Here is a 17,328-nt window from a genome sequence, read left to right as displayed (position 1 = left end):
GCCGGTGCCCCCTAGGCCGTGGGGGACTTCGCGGCGTCCGCCTGGACGGCGTCCTGCTGCGCGTTCTTCTTCGCCGCCGCGGTCGGCTGGCGGTACTCCGCGCCGAAGAGCGGCTTGTCCGTGTCGTTGTACGGGATGCCCTCCTCGACGAAGGAGTAGCGGCCCGTCAGGACCTTCTGGGCCAGCGCGTAGTTCGCGTCGTCCTCGTTCGCGCGCAGCTGCGCGAAGAGGTCCTTCGCGCGGCGGCGGGCCTGCAGGCAGAAGAGGCCGGCGAGCTCGTCGATCTCCCGCGCGCGCTCCGGGTGCTGCTTCTTCTGCGCCTCGGCGTAGGCGACCGTGGCGGAGATGGAGAACAGCTCCGCGCCGATGTCGACGATGCGGCCGAGGACGGCGCCCTTGGACTCGAGCTTCGCGCCGTAACGACCCATGGCGTAGAAGGTCGTGCGGGCGAGCTTGCGCGAGTTGCGCTCCACGAACCGCAGGTGCGTCGCCAGGGCGCCGAACTCGTCGAAGGAGCGCGGGTTCTGGCCCTCGCCGTGCGTCAGGTTCGGGAACCACTTGGCGTAGAACTTGCCGGCGCCGACGGCGAGCTTCGCCTTCTCGGACAGGCCGCCGTCGCCCTCGATGAGCTCGCCGGCGATCTGCAGGTGCTGGTCGACGGCCTCGCGGGCGATCTGCAGGTGCATGATCTCCGTCGAGCCCTCGAAGATGCGGTTGATGCGCATGTCGCGCAGCGCCCGCTCGACCGGGACCGGGCGCTCGCCGCGGGCCAGGAGGGACTCGGCCGTCTCGTAGCCGCGACCGCCGCGGATCTGGACGAGCTCGTCCGTGACCTGCCAGCCCAGCTCGGAGCCGACGAGCTTGGCGACGGCGGCCTCGATGCGGATGTCGGAGCGCTTCGCGTCGGCGAGGCGGCCCGTCACGTCGACGAGGGCCTCGAGGCCGAACGCCGTCGCGTTGATGAAGGCGACCTTCTGGGCGACCGGGTCGTGCTCGCCGACCGGCTTGCCCCACTGGACGCGCTCCGAGGCGAACTCGCGCGAGATCCGCGCGGCCCACTTCGCGGTGCCGGCGCAGATGGCGGGGAGCGCCAGGCGACCGGTGTTCAGGGTGGACAGGGCGATCTTCAGGCCCTGGCCCTCCTTGCCGATGAGGTTCTCCTTCGGGACGAAGACGTCCTCGAGGAGGGTCACGGAGTTCTCGATGCCGCGCAGACCCATGAAGGCGTTGCGGTGCTCGACCGTCACACCCTCCGAGTCGTACTCGAGGACGAAGGCGGAGACGCCGCCGCGGTGCCCGTCGCTCTTCGGGACGCGGGCCATGATGACGACGATGTCGGCGATCGCGCCGTTCGTCGCCCAGAGCTTGCGGCCCGTGATGCGGTAGCCCGTGCCGTCCTCGGTGGGGACGGCGGCGGCCGCGACGCGTGCCGGGTCGGAGCCGACGTCGGGCTCCGTCAGCAGGAAGGCCGAGATGTGGTCCTTGGCGACCTTCGGGAGCCACTTCTGCTTCTGCTCCTCCGAGCCGAAGAGCATGAGCGGCTCGGCGACGCCGATGGACTGGTGCGCCGAGAGCAGCGCGCCGAGGGAGCCGTGCCACGTGCCGACCATCGCCAGCGCGCGGTTGTAGTCGACCTGCGAGAGCCCGAGGCCGCCGTACTTCGTCGGGACCTTCATGCCGAAGGCGCCCATGTCCTTGAAGCCGTCGATGACGTCCTCGGGGATCTTGGCGTCGCGCTCGATCTCCAGCGCGTCGACCTTCGTCTCGAGGAAGGTCTTGAGCTTCGCCAGGAAGACCTCGCCCTTAGCGGCCTTCTCGGCGTCGTCGGCGGGCAGCGGGTGGATCAGGTCGAAGTCGAAGTTCCCGAGGTACAGCTCCTTGCCGAAGCTGGGGAGCTTCCACTCGGTCTCGCGCGCCTCCTCGGCGAACTTGCGGGACTCGGCGCTGGTCGGTTGCGTGGTGCTCACGGGTGACTCTCCGGGGCTAGATTGACTGGTCAGTCAACGTTCTGGTACCGAGGGTAGCGGGCCGGGCCGCGGATCGCGACCCGCACCCGCGGCTCTCCCGCCACCTACCCGCGTGCGGGCACGTCCACGCGACGCGGACGGACGGACGGCCGGGCACCCCGACGTGGCCGGCGACGCCGGGACCGGACGGACCCGCCCCGGAACGCACGACGGGCCGCCCGGTGGGCGGCCCGTCAGGGACTTCGGTGCCGCGGCGGCGCGGAGGCCGCCGCAGGGCTCTAGGCGGCGGTCAGGCGGCGCGCGCCGACGTAGGCCGCGCCCCAGTAGGCGTCGTTCAGCTTGTGCGCCATGACGCCGCGCGTCGTGGCGGAGATCACGGTCGTCGCGTCGACGGCGACGCCGACGTGCGACGCGCCGGGACCGGCGGTCGAGAAGAACACGAGGTCGCCGGGCTGGATGGCGGACTGCTCGACGGCCGTGCCGACCTCGTACTGGTCGAACGACGTGCGCGGCAGGTCGATGCCGGCCTGGTCGAACGCCCAGACCATGAGGCCGGAGCAGTCGAAGCCGGAGGTGTTCGTGCCACCGGAGCTGTACGGCGTGCCGATCGCGGAGCGGGCGGCGGCGATCGCGGTGGCGAGGTCGCCGGTCGCGGCGGCGGGCGCCTGGCGGGTCGTGGCCTCGGGGTCCGTCCCGGCGGCCGTGGCGGCGAGCTTGCGCTCGACCTCGGCGACGAACGGCATCTTCATCGCGCGGATCGTCTCGAGGTTCGGACGGCCCGTGCGCGTCAGGCGCTTCTTCGCCTGGTAGCGGCGGATGGCGGAGCGGGTACGGGCACCGACGGCGCCGTCGGCGCGGACCTTCACGCGCCGCTGGACCTTCTTGGTCTGCGAGCGGGTCAGCATCACCGTCTGCGTCGCTGAGAGCGCGGTCGTCGCCGGCGCCGCGGGTGCGGCGGGCGCCGCCGGGGCAGCAGGAGCCGGGGTGGCCGGGGCGGTGGTCGTCGTGCTCTGGGCGGTGGTGCCGCCGGTCGGCTGCGCCGCCGAGGCGGACGACGCGCTTGCGAGCATCAGGATCAGCGCGACGGCAGCGCCGCGGGTCTTGCGTGTCACGGGTTCAGGCTCTCTTTCGACGGCCTACGGGGTTAGCTGACGGGCTGGCGCGGAAAGATCGCGCCTCCGCCTGACTGCAGGCGAATTTGCCCCGGTACTGAGTGGGTCCCCCGTTCGCTGGAACGACTCCGGCGATTCGGCTCGGCGCACCGTAGCAGCCCCGTCGGCGCGTTTGCAGCCATTCCTGCCACCGATACGGAACGTGCACGGCGTCGACACCGGACCGATCCCTTTGCGGCACTGGACGGGGACGTCCGGCCACTAGCCTGGCGGTCATGCCGCTCCCCCACGACGTCGCCCTCCTGCACCGCGCGACGGTCGGCCCGCTCGGGCCGCTTCCCTGGTTCGACGCCCACACGCACATCGGCCAGAACGACCCCGACGGGGTCACCGCGACGGCCGAGGAGATCCTCACCGGGCTCGACGAGGCCGGCCAGGAACGGGCGCTCACCTTCGCGATGCACGAGCCGAACGGCTACCGCGAGGCCAACGACGTCGTCCTCGCCGCGTCGGCGGCCTCGGACGGCCGGCTCCTCCCGCTCGCCCGCATCGCGCCCGGCTCCCCCGGTGCCCTCGACGAGGCCCGCCGCTGCCTCGACGCGGGCGCGCTCGGGTTCAAGCTCCACCCCCGGAGCGACGCCTTCGCGCTGACCCACCCCGACGTCGAGGCCGTCGTCGCGCTCGCGGCGGAGCGTCGCGCCCCCGTGCTGTTCCACGCCGGTCGCGGGATCCCGCAGCTCGGTGCCGCGGCGGTCGGCCTGGCGGAGCGTCACCCCGACGCGCGGCTGATCCTCGCCCACGCCGCCGTGAGCGACCTCGGCGTGCTCGCGGAGCCCGCCACCCGGCTGCCGAACCTCTACTTCGACACGTCCTGGTGGCACCCGTCCGACGTGCTCCAGCTCTTCGCGACGATCCCGCCCGCCCGGATCCTCTACGCGAGCGACATGCCCTACGGCCCCGGTGCGTTCTCCGCGTTCGCGGTGGCGCGCAGCGCGGCCGCGGTCGGCCTGGAGGGCGACGCACTCCGCTCGATCGCCGGCGCGCAGCTCGACCGGGTGGTGCGCGGCGAGGACCCCATCGAGCTCGGGCCCGCCCCGGGGATCGCGGCGCTCGGGCCGCGGTTCCTCCAGGGCGAGCGCGTGGCCTCGTACGTCGCGATCGCCCTCCAGCTGGCGTTCCACGGGCAGGACGCGACGGAGGCGCTCTCCCTCGCCCGCTCCGGCGCGCAGGCGACGGACACGGGCGAGGCCGGCGCGCTGCTGCGGGTGGTCGACGGGCTCCTCGAGCGCACGCAGGCCGCGGTCGCCGCCGCGCCGCCCGGCGAGGGCATGGACGGGCTGCTGGCGCTGTTCGGCGCCCTCGGCGCGGCGTTCCTGGCGGCCACGCCGTCCGCCGGGATCCCCGACCTCGACGCCTGAGCGGCCCGGGCGGGTGGACGATCGCCGCCCGCGTCGAGGAGCTCGGCGGCGCCGAGGCGTTCATCGACCCCGAGGGCCGGATCGCCCTGGAGGACGCCGTGCGCGACCTCCTGCGGGACGCCGGGGCGGAGTCCCCGGCCTTGGCGCGCGTCGAGGAGTAGCGGTTGCGCCCAGGCCGCGGCGCGCTCGAGGCCGCCGCGCCCTCGAGCCGTGGCGTCGCTCAGGCCGCGGCGGCCGGCGCCTGCGGGGTGCCGCGACGCACGAGCAGGTACGACAGCCACAGCCCGAGCACGAAGAGCGGGATGCCCATCGCGACCTTCGCGACGCCGAGGGCGACGAGGGCCCCGGCGAGGTACAGGGGCAGCTGGACGGCGAGCCGCAGCACGAACAGCGCGACCCAGACCCAGCTGACCCGGGTGTAGAGCCGCAGCAGCACCGGGTCCTTGCGCCACTCCATGCCCTGCCCGCCCAGGCTGGCGATGACGATGCCCATCAGCGGCCAGCGCACGAGGATCGAGACGAGGTAGGCCGCGGCGTACCCGACGTTGATGAGGATCCCCGGGAGGAAGAAGTCCTCCGCCCGGCCCGTGCGAGAGACGATGAACCCCGCGAGGGCGATGCCGGCGAGCCCCGAGAGCGCGAACTGGAGCGTCTGCCCGCGGATCAGCCGCGCGACCGTGAGCACGGCGGCCACCGCGACCGCGACGATCGCGGCGGGCGTCGTCTCGTTGCCGCCCAGGGTGTAGACGCCGACGAACAGGGCGGCCGGCAGCGCGGACTCCGCGATCCCCAGCGGGCCGCCGACGGCGTCGGTCAGGGACGGCGGCTCCGTCAGGGGCGCCGCGCCGCGGCCCTCCGCCGACGGGTCGGCCACCGGGAGGGCGTCGGGGCCGGGCGTCGCCTCGAGCCCGGGCGCGGCGTCCGGGGCCGCGGCCGGCGCCCCGGCGATCGGCGCCTCCGCGGGCGGGGCCGCCGGATCGGCGTCGGGCGACGCGTGCGGAGGGCGGGGCGACGGGTCGGTCACGGACCGGGAGGCTACCGGCGGACCGTGGTCGATCACCCCGGCGTCACAGAGCCGGATCCAGGACCGTGCATACTTGTATGCGGCACCGGGGTTCTTCCCCGGTGCCTCTCTCCTCCCCGCGCCGCCCCCGGAGCACCTCCTCCATGAAGACCACGGTCGCCACGCGATCAAGCCCCCAGCTGACCCTCGCCGTGCTCTCGCTCGGGGCGATCGCGTACTCCCTGCTGCAGTCGCTCGTGGCCCCGGCCCTGCCGGACATCCAGGAGGCGACCGGCGCGTCCGCGAGCGCGGTCAGCTGGATCCTCACCTCGTACCTGCTCGCCGCGTCCGTCGCGACGCCGATCCTCGGCCGGCTCGGCGACATCCACGGCAAGGAGCGCGTGCTCTTCTGGGTGCTCGTCTCGCTCGCGGTCGGCACGGTCATCTCCGCCGTCGCGTCCTCCGTCGAGCTCCTGATCGTCGGCCGCGTGGTGCAGGGCGCCGCGGGCGGCATCTTCCCGCTCGCCTTCGCGATCCTCCGCGACGAGTTCCCGCGGGAGAAGGTCGCCGGGGCGATCGGCCTCATGTCGTCCCTGCTGGGCATCGGCGGCGGCCTGGGCGTCGTCCTGGCCGGCGTGATCGTCGACAACCTCTCCTACCACTTCCTCTTCTGGATCCCGCTCGTCGCGATCGTGATCTCGGCGGCGCTGACGTGGCGCTACATCCCGGAGTCGCCCGTCACCGCCCCGGGCTCGATCAACTGGCGCGGGGCGGCGCTGCTCTCCCTCGGGCTGATGCTCGTGCTGTTCGGCGTCAGCCACGCGTCGGACTGGGGCTGGGGCTCCGGCAAGACCCTCGGGATGCTCGCCGCGGGCCTCGTCGTCCTCGGGCTCTGGATCCGCAGCGAGACGGCCGCGGACGAGCCGCTCGTCGACATGCGGATGATGCGGATCCGCGGCGTGTGGACGACGAACGTCGTCGCGCTGCTCGTCGGCGTCGGGCTCTACACGTCCTTCATCCTCATCCCGCAGTTCGTGCAGGAGCCGGAGAGCACGGGCTACGGGTTCGGCTCGTCCGTCACGGCGGCCGGCCTGTTCCTCCTCCCGTCGACGCTCACGATGCTCGCCGTCGGCCCCGCCGCCGGCTGGGTCGAGCGGCGCTTCGGCGCGCGGGCCTCGCTCGTGGCGGGCTCGATCTTCGCGGCCGTGGCCTACCTGATCCTGGCGCTCCTCCACACGCACCACTGGCAGATCTACCTCGCCTCGGCCCTGCTCGGCATCGGCATCGGCCTCTCGTTCGCGGCGCTGGCGAACCTCATCGTCGCCGCCGTCCGTCAGGACCAGACGGGCGTGGCCACGGGCATGAACACCGTGATGCGCACGATCGGCGGCGCGGTGGGCGCCCAGGTCGCGGGCACCCTGCTGGCCGGGGGCATCGTGGCGGCCACCGGGCTGCCGTCCGAGGGCGCCTTCACCGCCGGGTTCCTCATGTGCGCGGCCGCCCTCATCGTGGGCGCGGGCGTCGCCCTGGCGATCCCGACGCGCTCCCGGGCCGCCGCGACGGCGCTCGCCGGCGCGCCGGTCGCGGGGGACTGACCCGGGCCTAGGCTGCCGAGGCGGCCGCGAGGGCGTCGAGGTCTTCCGGCCGCAGCTCCAGTCGCGCGCCCTGCAGGAGGGGGCCGAGCTGCTCCACGGTCCGGGCGCTCGCGAGGGGTGCGGTCACCGTGGGTTGCGCCGCGAGCCACGCGATCGACACCGCGGTCACGGGCACGTCGTGGGCCGCGGCGACCTCGTCCAGCGCCGCGAGGACGCGGAACCCGCGCTCGTCCAGGTACGCCGCGGCCTGCCCGGCGCGCGGGCTGTCGCCGGTCCCGCCGGCCCCGCGGTACTTGCCGGTGAGGAAGCCCTTCGCCAGCGCGAAGTACGGCAGCACGGCCAGCCCCTCTCGCTCCGCGAGCGCGCGCAGCCCGCCGTCCTCGTACCCCTGGCGCTCCACGAGGTTGTAGTGCGGCTGCAGGGCCACCCAGCGCGCCAGGCCCTCGCGGTCCTGGATCGCCAGCGCTTGGGCGAACCGCTCCGCGGTGTAGTTCGAGCCGGCGACGTGGCGGACCTTGCCGGCCCGCACGAGCTCGTCGAACGCCGCCAGGGTCTCCTCGAGCGGCGTGTCCGGGTCGTCGAAGTGCGCGTAGTACAGGTCGATGTGGTCCGTGCCGAGGCGCCGGAGCGAGTCCTCGGCGGCCGCGAGCACGTTGTCGTGCCCCAGCCCGCGGCGCGCGGGGTGCTGCGAGACCTTCGTCGCGATGACGACGTCGTCGCGCCGACCGCGCTTGGCCAGCCAGCTCCCGATGACCCGCTCGGACTCGCCGCCCTCGTGGCCCGGCGCCCAGGCGGAGTAGCCGTCGGCGGTGTCCACGAAGTTGCCGCCGGCCGCCACGAAGGCGTCCAGGACGTCGTGCGAGGTCACCTCGTCGGCCGTCCACCCGAAGACGTTGCCGCCCAGGTTGAGCGGGAAGACCTCGAGGTCCGAGCTGCCGAGCTTCACCATGCCGCGACGCTAGCAACGGCGCCCGCGGCCCCCGGTAGCGTGGGGCGGCATGAGCCGCCCCCGCTGCTACGTCGCCAGCCCGCTCGGGTTCTCCGAGACCACGCGCCCGTGGTACCGCGACGTCCTGCTGCCGACGCTCGCCGAGGTCGTCGAGCCCGTCGACCCCTGGGCGCTGACGTCGGACGAGGAGATCGCGGAGGAGTACGGCGCGGGACGTCAGCGCGAGATCGCGCTCGAGATCGGGCGGCGGAACATCGAGGCGATCCGTTCCTGCGACCTGCTGGTCGCCCAGCTCGACGGCCAGGAGGCCGACAGCGGGACGGTGGCCGAGCTCGGGTTCGCCGCCGGCCTGGATCTGCGCTGCTACGGGATCCGCAGCGATCTGCGGCAGGCGGGAGAGCCGGGCGTGGCCCTGAACCTGCAGGTCGCGGCGTTCGTCGCCCTCCACGGGGGGACGATCGAGCCGACGCTCGACGCACTCATGACGCGCCTGCACGCCGACTTCGGCCGCTGACGCGGCCCGGCGGCGCTCCTAGATGTGGCTGACGGCGAGGTTCACGCCGTAGGCCAGCACGAGGGCGGCGACGAGGAAGGAGATGAAGTACGACCAGTCGTCCATTTCGGGGAGCATCCTAGCCTGAGGCGCGCGCGGGCGCCGCTCCGCCCCGCCGGGACCGCCCGTCGTGCGTCCGCCGCGCGACGGCCGCGGCCGTCGCCGCGGGCAGCTCGCCGAAGCTCACCCGCCGTCCGCGCCGGTCCGTGCAGACGACCACGGCCCGCGGACGCCACGGACGCGGCGGCCGCACCGTGACGTCGGCGACGTCGGCGAGGTCCATGCTCCGCACGCGGTGCACGGGCACGTCGTCGAGCAGCCAGAGCAATCGGCGGTCGGTCACGACGAGCGTGGTCTGCGGGCTGGCCCAGGTCGCGGCCGGGACGACGATGCCGACCTCCTCCCCCGGCTGGAGCGCGGTCCGCAGCTCGGCGCCGAGCGCGCGACGCACGGCCGGCGCCAGGCCGTCGGCCACCGCATCCGTCCGGCCGCGTCCGCCCGTCGCCTCGGCGGTCGCACGCGCGCCCGCCGCCGGCGCGGACCGGCCGTCGCCGACGCCCTCGGGCACCCGCAGGGCGTCGTAGGCGGCGTTGATGAGCGCCATCCGGTCGGCCGCCCCGGGGGTGTCGGCCAGGTCCGGGTGCCAGCGCTTCGCGAGGCGCCGGAACGCCGCGGCGACCTCCGCCGGGCTCGCACCGGGACCGACGCCGAGGACCTCGCGCGGATCGACTCCCGAGGGCACGGCCACCCCTCCATCGTCCCACGGTGCGGCGGAGGAGCGCCGCGCGGGGCGCCGAAGCCCCACGAGCACGACCGCGGACGCCCTCGGCCGCGGCGCGACCTCAGGGAGCCGGGATGCTGCAGGACCTCAAGACGTTCCTCTTCAAGGACAGCCTCGTCGACGTGGCCGTCGCCTTCATCCTCGCCGCCGCGTTCGGCGCCGTCGTGAAGTCGCTCGTCGAGAACGTGATCATGCCGCTCATCGCGGCGCTCGTCGGCAAGCCGAGCTTCGACGACATCGTCTGGAAGCTCGACGACACGCCGATCCAGATCGGCATGTTCCTCACCACGTTCGTCAACTTCCTGATCATCGGCACGGTCCTGTTCTTCGTGGTCCGGGCCATCACGCGGGTGATGTCCGTGCGGAAGACGGAGACGGTCGACGAGAAGGTGGTCTCGGACGAGGTCGTGCTGCTCACCGAGATCCGGGACGCCCTGGCGCGGCCGCGCCCCTGACGCGATCGACGGTGCGGGCCGGCCGGGCCCCGGCGTCAGTCCGAGGCGTCCGCCGCGGCGTCGCCCACACCCTCGTCGGCGTCCTCCCCCTCGCCCACGGCGTCGGGCTCGAGCGCCGGGGGCAGCAGCTCCTCCAGCGGCACGTCCTCCAGCAGCCGCAGGACCTGCGGTGTGCGGTCGTCCTGCAGCAGCAGCGCGCCCCCGGGCCAGTAGGGGCTCTGGGTCTGGCCGGCCTTCACGAGCAGCGGCTCGTAGACCCACGAGCCGGAGTTCCACAGCCAGGCGCCGTCGTCGTCGTGCCACGGGCCCAGCGCCTCCTCGCGCGTGAGCGGGCCCAGCCGGTGGACGTGGCCGAACAGCACGTGCCGCGCCCGCGGCAGCACGCCGAGGTCGGCGACCACGCGCTGCATGCTGGCCAACCCGGCCCGCTCGAGCCGCCGGTCGAGCCACACGGAGCCGACGGCGGCTATCCGCTCGTTGCGGGCCTGGGCGCTCGCCGACTGCACGCCGTCGCGTCCCAGGACGGCCTTCCCGAACGCCCGCGCCAGGCCGCCGAGGCGCTCCACGCCCTCCTCGAACCCGTCGGGCAGGTCGCGCACGACCAGCGACGCCGCCGCGACGGACGGGGCGCGCGCCAGCTCGTAGGCGTCGGCCGGCCCGATCTCGTCCGTCTCGGACTGGTTCGCCCGTTGGATCAGCCGGGCGATCGGCGTCGACACCAGCCGGGCGTCGAGGTAGTGCCCGTGATGAGCGTAGACGTGGGTGCCGAGCCAGGTGCCCGGGTAGTGCACGCGGATCCGCCCGCCGTCCGGACGCAGCGCCTCCGTCACCTCGGCGAGCTGCTCCGTCGCGTCCCGCGGCACCCGCGTGGCGGCCCCGAGCGGCTGCTCCTCCGCCCGCCGCCGCCGCAGCCACGCCCGGATCAGCAGGTGGTCGTGGTTGCCCGGGACCACGACGGTCTCGCGGCCGGCCATCGCCTCGCCGAGTCGCCGCAGCGTCGGCAGCGCGTCGGCGATAGCCCCCGCCGTGCGGCCCTCGAGCAGCTCGACGACGTCCCCGAGCAGCACGAGCCGGTCGACGCCGTCCAGCGCCGCCAGCAGCGCCTCGATCGCCGCGGGACGCCGCAGGACGTCCCGGCCGCCGCGCCCGCCGAGGTGCAGATCGGAGATGACGAGCGTCCGCATCGGCGACAGAGCATGCCGCACCGGCCCGCGGGCCACCGGACGGGTGGCGCCGGGCGGGCGGTAGCGGCGCCTCCGGCGGTGTAGATTCCCTCCCCGATGGCCAAGCAGCAGCAGCGTCAAGTCCGCATCGAGCAGCGTGGGGCGATGAACGCCATGCAGCAGCTCGAGAAGCGCTCGGACGAGGAGCTGCTGCGCGAGACGCGCAACCGCTCCGCCGCCCGCGCGATCCTCGGCAGCCGCGCCGCCGAGCGCTACGACGGCGCGCAGGCGCGCAAGTACTTCCAGGAGGCCATGGCCTCCGCCCCGCCGCAGCAGCGCCCGCAGATTCGCAAGATGGCCGAGGCCGCGCTCGCGCTGGCCGATCGCCGCTCCGGTGACCTCCGCGCCGCCGCCCAGCGCCTCGGCCAGGAGGCACCCTCCCGCCGCCAGCTCTTCCTCCTGCGCCTGTCCGGTCTGCTCGTGCCGCCGCCGAGCGCCGGCGGCTGGGCCCGCACGCGCGGCATCCTGCTGATCCTCCTGATCCTCGTCGCCCTCGTCGCGATCGGGACGGGGCTGGCGGAGCTGATCTCGCTGCCCTTCGGCGGCTTCGATCTCGCCTCCGCCATCGCGGTCGGCGTGATCATCGTCGTGCTCGCACTCATCGCGCTCGTGGTCTTCGGCCGCCGCCGCCAGGCGGCCGCCCAGGCCAAGCGCGCGGAGCAGGCCCAGGCGCAGCGCCAGCCGACCAACCGCGCCGCCCGCCGCCGCGGCTGAACCGGCCGGCAGCGGCCCGAAAGCGTTTCCACCACTACGCCTTTCGGGCCGCTAGCCTCGGGGCGTGATCGGTTCCCTCGGCAGCCTCCGGACCGCCCGCCTCGACGTGCGGCCCATGAGCAGCGGCGACTTCGACGCCCTGCTCCAGGGGCTCCAGGACCCCGACCGGCCGTGGGCCGAGGGCTATCCGCTCGACGAGAGCCTCGTCTCCGCGGCGATGGTCCTCGAGCGTCAACGCGGCGACCACGGCGCGGTGCCCGTCATCTCGCAGGATCCCTGGACGCAGTACCAGATCATCCTGCGCGACGAGGACGTGGTGATCGGCGATCTCACGTTCCTCGACGGGCCGGACGCCGACCGCGTCGCGCTCGTGACCTTCGGGATCGCGCCCGGCCGGCGCGGCAACGGCTACGCGACGGAGATGCTGCGCGAGCTCGTCGACTGGGCGCGCGCCCGGCACGACATCCGCGGGTTGCGGGCGGACACCGACCTCGTCAACCCGTCGAGCCACAACGTGCTGCGCGCCGCCGGCCTCGAGGTCGTGCAGGACGACGGCGACCGCCAGCTCTACGAGCTGCGCTGGGACCGCGCGCAGCGCGTGCCGCGCGCGCCCGTCGCCGGCGACTGACCGCCCCTTCCCGGCCCTGGCGCCCTGCCCGCCGCCACGGCGAGGCGGGCGCGACGCCCGGGCTCAGCCCTTCTCAGCGGTGGCGCGCTCGATGACGACGGGCGCGAGCGGTGTGTCGTTCGGCGGCCCGGCGGACCCGACGGCGGAGATCGCGTCGACCGCGTCCATGCCCTTCGTGACGCGACCGACGATCGCGTAGTCCGGCGTCAGGCCCGTGTCGTCGCCCGTGACCACGAAGAACTGGCTGCCGGAGGTGCCGGCCGGCTCGTCGCCCGCCTTGGCCATCGCGACGACGCCGCGCGTGTACTGCGCGTCGGAGGGCGGCGTCTCGCGGACGGAGTAGCCCGGGCCGCCGATGCCGGTGCCGAGCGGGTCGCCACCCTGGATGACGAAGCCCTGGGCGATCCGGTGGAAGGTCAGGCCGTCGTAGAACTTGCCGGCGACGAGCGACTTGAACGACGCGGCGGTCTTCGGCTGGCGCTTCGTGTCCAGGCGGACGGTGAAGGAGCCGCAGTTCGTGGCCACGGTGACGTCCCAGGTGCCCTTGAGGCGCGCGGGGCGCGGCTTGGGCAGCGCCGGCTCGTCCGCGCGGGGCTCGGGTGCCTTCACCTCCTGGCAGGCGGGTGCGGCCGCCTCCTCCGTCGACGTGGGCGGCGGGGCGGCCTCGCTCGTCGCGGTGGTCGTCGCCTCGGTCGACGCTGCGGTCGACGTGGTGTCGTCGTCTCCGCCGCAGGCCGCGAGGCCGGGCACGAGGACGGCGGTCGCGAGCAGCAGGGAGACGCGGCGGGCGCCGGGACGGGCGGTGCGGATACGGGTGGCCACGGCGGCAGCATAGACCGCACCCGGACGCGATCGATCCGACGGGCCGCCGCCGGTCCGGCGATACTGCCCGGGTGCGCACGGAACCCGACGGCGTGCCCGCGACCGCCGTCGCGGGCCGCGGCCTGACGCTGCTCGTCAACCCCACCGCCGGGGGCGGCCGCTCCGCCCGCGCGGCCGCCGCCGCGTCGGAGCGGCTCGCGGGTCGCGGGGTCCGCCCACGGACGGTCGCCACGCGCGACGCCGAGCACGCGACAGCCGCGGCCACGGAGGCCTTCGACCGCGGCGACGTCGCGGTCGCCGTCGGCGGGGACGGCATGCTGCGGCTCGTCGCCGAGGCGGCCGCCGGACGCGAGGACGCCTGGGTCGGCGTCGTGCCCGCCGGGCGCGGCAACGACTTCGCCCGCTACCTCGGGCTGCCCCGCACCCCGCAGGACGCGGCGGACGCCCTGGTCGACGGCGTCGTCGTCGCCGTCGACACCGGCTCGGCCCGCGACCGCGACGGCGTGGAGCGCACGTTCCTCTCGCTCGTCTCCGTCGGCTTCGACGCCGAGGCCAACCGGATCGCCAACGAGGCCCCCGCGGCGCTCGGCGGCCTCGTCTACGTGTGGGGCGTCCTGGGCGCCCTGGCGGGCCTGCGGCCGGTGCCGTTGCGGGTGCTCCGCGACGACCGCGAGGAGCGCCACAACGTGCTCCTGATCGCCGTCGCGAACGCGGGGGCCTACGGTGGAGGGATGCACATGGCTCCCGACGCCTCCGTCGCCGACGGGCTGCTCGACGTCGTCGCCGTCGCGCACCACGGCCGCGCCGAGCGGTCCTGCGACACCCGCGACCGCCTGCGGCTCCTGCGGTTCCTCCCCCGCGTCTTCGGCGGCACGCACCTGCGCTCCCCGTCCGTCGGCGTCACCCGCGGACGCACCGTCGCGCTGACGGCCGACGGCCCGCTGCAGGCCTACGCCGACGGCGATCCGATCGGCCGCCTGCCGATGACGGTGACCGCGCGTCCTGCGTCGTTGCGGCTCGTCGTGCCGCGGACCGTGGCCCCCACGCTCGCGCGTCTCGACGGCGCCGTCCAGGCGGTGGGCGCGTGAGCGCGCCGGCCCGTTCCCGCGGCGGCCTGCCCCTGTCCGCCGCCGTCGCGACGGCCCGTCTGGCGGGCCGCGCCGCGCGCATGGGCGGCAAGGGCGGCACCAGCCTGCCCGGCAAGGTGCTGACGCGCCTGCGCCCCGACGCGATCGCCCGCATGGCCGACCGGCTCGAGGAGGGCTCCGTCGTCCTGAGCGCCACGAACGGCAAGACGACCACCGCCGCGCTCGTCGCGTCGATCCTCGAGGCGCACGGCACGACGCTCGTGCACAACCGCCAGGGCGCGAACATGGCCGGCGGCATCGCCGCCACGCTCATGGGCTCCTGGCGCGGCGGGCGACCGAACGGCCGGCTCGGCCTGTTCGAGGTCGACGAGTTCTGGCTCGGCGGGCTCGTGCAGCAGCTGCGCCCCCGCGTCGTGCTGCTCGCGAACCTCTTCCGCGACCAGCTCGACCGCTACGGCGAGCTCGAGGCGATCGCCGACCGCTGGCACGACATCGTCGCCGGCGACGACGGCACCGACGGGGCGCCGTTCCGGCTGATCCTCGGCGCGGACGACCCCGCGGTCGCCGACCTTGGCCTGGAGCGCGACGACGTCCTCTACTTCGGCGTCGGCGACGTCTCCGTCGCGCAGACGGTGGCCGACCACGCCTCCGACGCGACGACGTGCCGGGTCTGCGGCGCGGCGTACGTCTACACGGCGTCCTTCGTCGGGCACCTCGGGCACTACTCCTGCCCGTCCTGCGGGCACACCCGACCCGAGCCCCAGGTCGTCGCCACCCGGGTCGTCCTGGACGGCACGCGTGGTTCCGACGTCACGATCGCGCTGCCCGTCGGGAGCGTCGACGTGCGGATCAACCTGCCCGGGCTCTACAACGTCTACAACGCGCTGGCCGCCGCCGCGCTGACCCACGCGCTCGGGGTGCCGCTGGCGACGATCGCCGCGGGCCTCTCCTCCACCGCCGCCGCGTTCGGCCGCGCGGAGACCGTGGTCATCGACGACCGGGAGCTGCAGCTGCTCCTCGTGAAGAACCCCGCCGGCGCCAACGAGGTCGCACGCACGCTCGCCCTCGCCGACGGGCAACTCGACGTCCTCGCCGTCCTGAACGACCGGATCGCCGACGGCCGCGACGTCTCCTGGGTGTGGGACGCCGACCTCGAGCTCCTCGCCGACCGGGTCCGCCACGTCACCTGCGCCGGGACCCGCGCCGCCGAGATGGCCGTCCGCTGGAAGTACGCGGGCGTGCCCTCCGACCGGATCGCTGTCGTGCCCGAGGGCATCGGCGCGGCCCTGGACGCCGCACTCGACGCCGCCCCGGCCGATCCCACCGTCCCGCTGTACGCCATCCCGACCTACACCGCGATGCTCGAGCTGCGCCAGGAGCTCGTCCGCCGCGGCGCCGCCAAGGGGTCCTTCGCATGAGCGCCGACATCCGCCCGGCCGGGACGCGCCCCGAGCGCACCCCCGAGCTCGACCACATCCGCTGGCACGACCTCGAGTGCGGCGGCTACCGGGAGGACCTGCCGCTGTGGCGGGCCCTCACCGGCGCGCGGCCCGCGTCCGATCCGCCGCCGAGGATCCTCGACCTCGGCGCCGGCACGGGCCGCGTCGCGCTCGACCTCGCCTCGGCCGGCCACGCCGTGCTGGGCATCGACGTCGACCCCGTGTTCTGCGCCGAGCTGCGCCGCCGCGCCGCCCTGCGGGGCCTGCCCGCCGCGGCCGCCGTCTCCGACTGCCGCGAGCTGCGGCTCGGGGAGCGGTTCGACCTCATCCTCGCCCCGATGCAGACGGTGCAGCTGCTCGGCGGCGCCGCCGGACGCGACACGTTCCTCGCCGGGGTACGCGAGCACCTGACCCCGGACGGGCTCGCGGCCGTCGCGATCGTCGAGGCCGTCGAGCCGTTCGGTGCGGACGAGGCCGAGACGCTGGCCCCCGACATGCGCGACCACGACGGCACGATCTACGCCAGTCGCCCCGTCGCCGTGACCGTGGAGGACGGCCGGATCGCGCTGGACCGCGTCCGCGAGATCGTGGAGCCCGGCGGCGACCGGCAGGTCACGACGGACCGCACGGTCCTCGATGTCCTCGACGCGGACACGCTCGAGGAGGAGGGCCGCCGGGCGGGCCTGCAGGTCATGCCCCGCCGCGTCATCGCGGCCACGGACGAGCACGTCGGCAGCCAGGTGGTGATGTTCGGTGTCTGAGCGGACCCTGCGGATCGGGGCGCTGTACCCCGACCTTCTCAACATCTACGCCGACCGCGGCAACCTGCTCATGTTGCAACGCCGCTGCGCGTGGCGGGGCATCGGCTTCGAGGTCACGCGTTCCACGATCGGAGACGAGCTCGATCCCGACGCCCACGACCTGCTCTACCTCGGCGGCGGGCAGGACCGCGACCAGCAGCTCTGCGCGCTGGACCTCACCACGGTCAAGAAGGACGCCGTGCACGCCCACGCGGCGCGCGGCGGCGCCATCCTCGCCGTCTGCGGCGGCTACCAGCTGCTCGGCCACCACTACGGGCTGCAGCCCGGAGTCACGCTCCCCGGCCTCGGGCTGCTCGACGTCCACACGGAGCGCGGCGAGGGCCGGCTCATCGGCAACGTGGCCATCGAGGTCGAGGGCCGCACCCTGGCGGGGTTCGAGAACCACGGGGGTCGCACGATCCTCGCCCCCGGCCAGGAGCCGCTCGGGCGCGTGCTGGCCGGGCACGGCAACACGGGCTCGTCCGGCCACGAGGGCGCCCGCACCGGCAACGTCATCGGCACGTACCTGCACGGGCCGCTCCTGCCGAAGAACGCGTGGTTCGCGGACTGGCTCATCGCCGCCGCCCTGGGGATCGACCCGGGTGAGCTGGCGCCGCTGGACGACGCGTTCGAGGACGCCGCCCACGCCGGCGCCCGCCGCGCCGCCGGCGTCTGAGGCAACCGGTGGCCGTCCGGGGCGCGTAGTCCCTCCGGACGGCCCCGCCCGGGAAACCCGGTATGTCGATCGACTTTCGTCGGTTAGGCGGGGGACAGGGGTTCC

Annotated in this window: 17 protein-coding genes and 1 riboswitch; of the genes, 10 read left to right on the top strand and 7 right to left on the bottom strand. The window is 74.7% G+C overall.

Features of this window, described 5'->3' with window-relative positions:
• Positions 1 to 11: 11 nt before the first annotated feature.
• Positions 12 to 1,967, bottom strand: coding sequence for an acyl-CoA dehydrogenase family protein (locus tag F593_RS24360; RefSeq protein WP_022928800.1), 1,956 nt, complete (start codon positions 1,965 to 1,967; stop codon positions 12 to 14).
• 278 nt (positions 1,968 to 2,245) lie between these two features.
• Positions 2,246 to 3,079, bottom strand: a complete 834-nt coding sequence (locus F593_RS28195) for a C40 family peptidase (RefSeq protein ID WP_022928799.1) — start codon at positions 3,077 to 3,079, stop codon at positions 2,246 to 2,248.
• Between the two features lie 6 nt (positions 3,080 to 3,085).
• Positions 3,086 to 3,223, bottom strand: a riboswitch (cyclic di-AMP (ydaO/yuaA leader).
• Positions 3,224 to 3,354: 131 nt separating this feature from the next.
• Between F593_RS28195 and F593_RS0110970 the strand changes: the two genes are divergently transcribed.
• Complete coding sequence (locus F593_RS0110970) at positions 3,355 to 4,497, top strand: amidohydrolase family protein (protein WP_022928798.1); 1,143 nt, start codon at positions 3,355 to 3,357, stop codon at positions 4,495 to 4,497.
• Positions 4,498 to 4,717: 220 nt separating this feature from the next.
• On the opposite strand, the gene F593_RS24350 is transcribed toward F593_RS0110970, so the two are convergent.
• Positions 4,718 to 5,521, bottom strand: a complete 804-nt coding sequence (locus F593_RS24350) for a DUF3159 domain-containing protein (protein ID WP_022928797.1) — start codon at positions 5,519 to 5,521, stop codon at positions 4,718 to 4,720.
• Between the two features lie 143 nt (positions 5,522 to 5,664).
• On the opposite strand from F593_RS24350, the gene F593_RS24345 reads away from it, so the two are divergent.
• Entirely contained in the window at positions 5,665 to 7,095 is a 1,431-nt protein-coding gene (locus F593_RS24345; protein WP_022928796.1) for an MFS transporter, read from the top strand.
• Between the two features lie 7 nt (positions 7,096 to 7,102).
• Here F593_RS24345 and F593_RS0110955 read toward each other — a convergent pair whose 3' ends face one another.
• On the bottom strand, positions 7,103 to 8,044 hold the full coding sequence (locus F593_RS0110955; protein WP_022928795.1) for an aldo/keto reductase: 942 nt from the start codon (positions 8,042 to 8,044) through the stop codon (positions 7,103 to 7,105).
• A 49-nt stretch (positions 8,045 to 8,093) separates the two neighbouring features.
• Between F593_RS0110955 and F593_RS0110950 the strand changes: the two genes are divergently transcribed.
• Positions 8,094 to 8,558 carry a nucleoside 2-deoxyribosyltransferase gene (locus F593_RS0110950; RefSeq protein WP_022928794.1) on the top strand — a complete coding sequence of 155 codons (465 nt, stop codon included), beginning with the start codon at positions 8,094 to 8,096 and terminating at the stop codon, positions 8,556 to 8,558.
• A gap of 118 nt (positions 8,559 to 8,676) precedes the next feature.
• Here F593_RS0110950 and F593_RS28190 read toward each other — a convergent pair whose 3' ends face one another.
• Positions 8,677 to 9,345, bottom strand: coding sequence for a J domain-containing protein (locus F593_RS28190; RefSeq protein ID WP_022928793.1), 669 nt, complete (start codon positions 9,343 to 9,345; stop codon positions 8,677 to 8,679).
• 107 nt (positions 9,346 to 9,452) lie between these two features.
• Between F593_RS28190 and mscL the strand changes: the two genes are divergently transcribed.
• Entirely contained in the window at positions 9,453 to 9,833 is a 381-nt protein-coding gene (gene mscL, locus F593_RS0110935) for a large conductance mechanosensitive channel protein MscL (protein ID WP_022928792.1), read from the top strand.
• 35 nt (positions 9,834 to 9,868) lie between these two features.
• On the opposite strand, the gene F593_RS0110930 is transcribed toward mscL, so the two are convergent.
• On the bottom strand, positions 9,869 to 11,017 hold the full coding sequence (locus F593_RS0110930; protein ID WP_022928791.1) for a metallophosphoesterase: 1,149 nt from the start codon (positions 11,015 to 11,017) through the stop codon (positions 9,869 to 9,871).
• Positions 11,018 to 11,113: 96 nt separating this feature from the next.
• Between F593_RS0110930 and F593_RS0110925 the strand changes: the two genes are divergently transcribed.
• Entirely contained in the window at positions 11,114 to 11,770 is a 657-nt protein-coding gene (locus F593_RS0110925) for a hypothetical protein (protein ID WP_022928790.1), read from the top strand.
• 64 nt (positions 11,771 to 11,834) lie between these two features.
• Positions 11,835 to 12,398, top strand: a complete 564-nt coding sequence (locus tag F593_RS28185; protein ID WP_022928789.1) for a GNAT family N-acetyltransferase — start codon at positions 11,835 to 11,837, stop codon at positions 12,396 to 12,398.
• Between the two features lie 63 nt (positions 12,399 to 12,461).
• Here the strand turns inward: F593_RS28185 and F593_RS0110915 are convergent, their stop codons facing one another.
• Positions 12,462 to 13,220, bottom strand: a complete 759-nt coding sequence (locus tag F593_RS0110915; RefSeq protein WP_022928788.1) for a peptidylprolyl isomerase — start codon at positions 13,218 to 13,220, stop codon at positions 12,462 to 12,464.
• A gap of 71 nt (positions 13,221 to 13,291) precedes the next feature.
• Between F593_RS0110915 and F593_RS24330 the strand changes: the two genes are divergently transcribed.
• Genes F593_RS24330 through F593_RS0110895 form a run of 4 tightly spaced genes read left to right on the top strand, consistent with a single transcriptional unit; the run spans position 13,292 to position 17,223 of the window.
• Positions 13,292 to 14,308 (top strand): diacylglycerol/lipid kinase family protein, encoded by a 1,017-nt coding sequence (locus F593_RS24330; RefSeq protein ID WP_022928787.1) that lies wholly within the window; start codon positions 13,292 to 13,294, stop codon positions 14,306 to 14,308.
• Positions 14,305 to 15,726 carry a MurT ligase domain-containing protein gene (locus F593_RS0110905; protein WP_022928786.1) on the top strand — a complete coding sequence of 474 codons (1,422 nt, stop codon included), beginning with the start codon at positions 14,305 to 14,307 and terminating at the stop codon, positions 15,724 to 15,726. Before F593_RS24330 ends, F593_RS0110905 begins: the two co-directional genes overlap by 4 nt.
• Entirely contained in the window at positions 15,723 to 16,508 is a 786-nt protein-coding gene (locus tag F593_RS28180) for a class I SAM-dependent methyltransferase (protein ID WP_022928785.1), read from the top strand. The genes F593_RS0110905 and F593_RS28180 overlap by 4 nt, the downstream gene beginning before the upstream one ends.
• Positions 16,501 to 17,223: a type 1 glutamine amidotransferase gene (locus F593_RS0110895; RefSeq protein WP_022928784.1), complete on the top strand. Its 723-nt coding sequence runs from the start codon at positions 16,501 to 16,503 to the stop codon at positions 17,221 to 17,223. Before F593_RS28180 ends, F593_RS0110895 begins: the two co-directional genes overlap by 8 nt.
• Positions 17,224 to 17,328: the final 105 nt, after the last annotated feature.

It is taken from the genome of Patulibacter americanus DSM 16676 (genome assembly GCF_000420025.1).
In the GTDB taxonomy this organism is placed as follows: Bacteria; Actinomycetota; Thermoleophilia; order Solirubrobacterales; family Solirubrobacteraceae; genus Patulibacter; species Patulibacter americanus.
Note: the sequence above shows the minus strand (reverse complement) of the source record. Positions and strands in the feature narration are given on the sequence as shown.

Coding starts and splice junctions, on each gene's coding strand:
- F593_RS0110970 (WP_022928798.1), top strand. CDS start 3,355: ATGCCGCTCCCCCACGACGTCGCCCTCCTGCACCGCGCGACGGTCGGC.
- F593_RS24345 (WP_022928796.1), top strand. CDS start 5,665: ATGAAGACCACGGTCGCCACGCGATCAAGCCCCCAGCTGACCCTCGCC.
- F593_RS0110955 (WP_022928795.1), bottom strand. CDS start 8,044: ATGGTGAAGCTCGGCAGCTCGGACCTCGAGGTCTTCCCGCTCAACCTG.
- F593_RS0110950 (WP_022928794.1), top strand. CDS start 8,094: ATGAGCCGCCCCCGCTGCTACGTCGCCAGCCCGCTCGGGTTCTCCGAG.
- mscL (WP_022928792.1), top strand. CDS start 9,453: ATGCTGCAGGACCTCAAGACGTTCCTCTTCAAGGACAGCCTCGTCGAC.
- F593_RS0110930 (WP_022928791.1), bottom strand. CDS start 11,017: ATGCGGACGCTCGTCATCTCCGATCTGCACCTCGGCGGGCGCGGCGGC.
- F593_RS0110925 (WP_022928790.1), top strand. CDS start 11,114: ATGGCCAAGCAGCAGCAGCGTCAAGTCCGCATCGAGCAGCGTGGGGCG.
- F593_RS28180 (WP_022928785.1), top strand. CDS start 15,723: ATGAGCGCCGACATCCGCCCGGCCGGGACGCGCCCCGAGCGCACCCCC.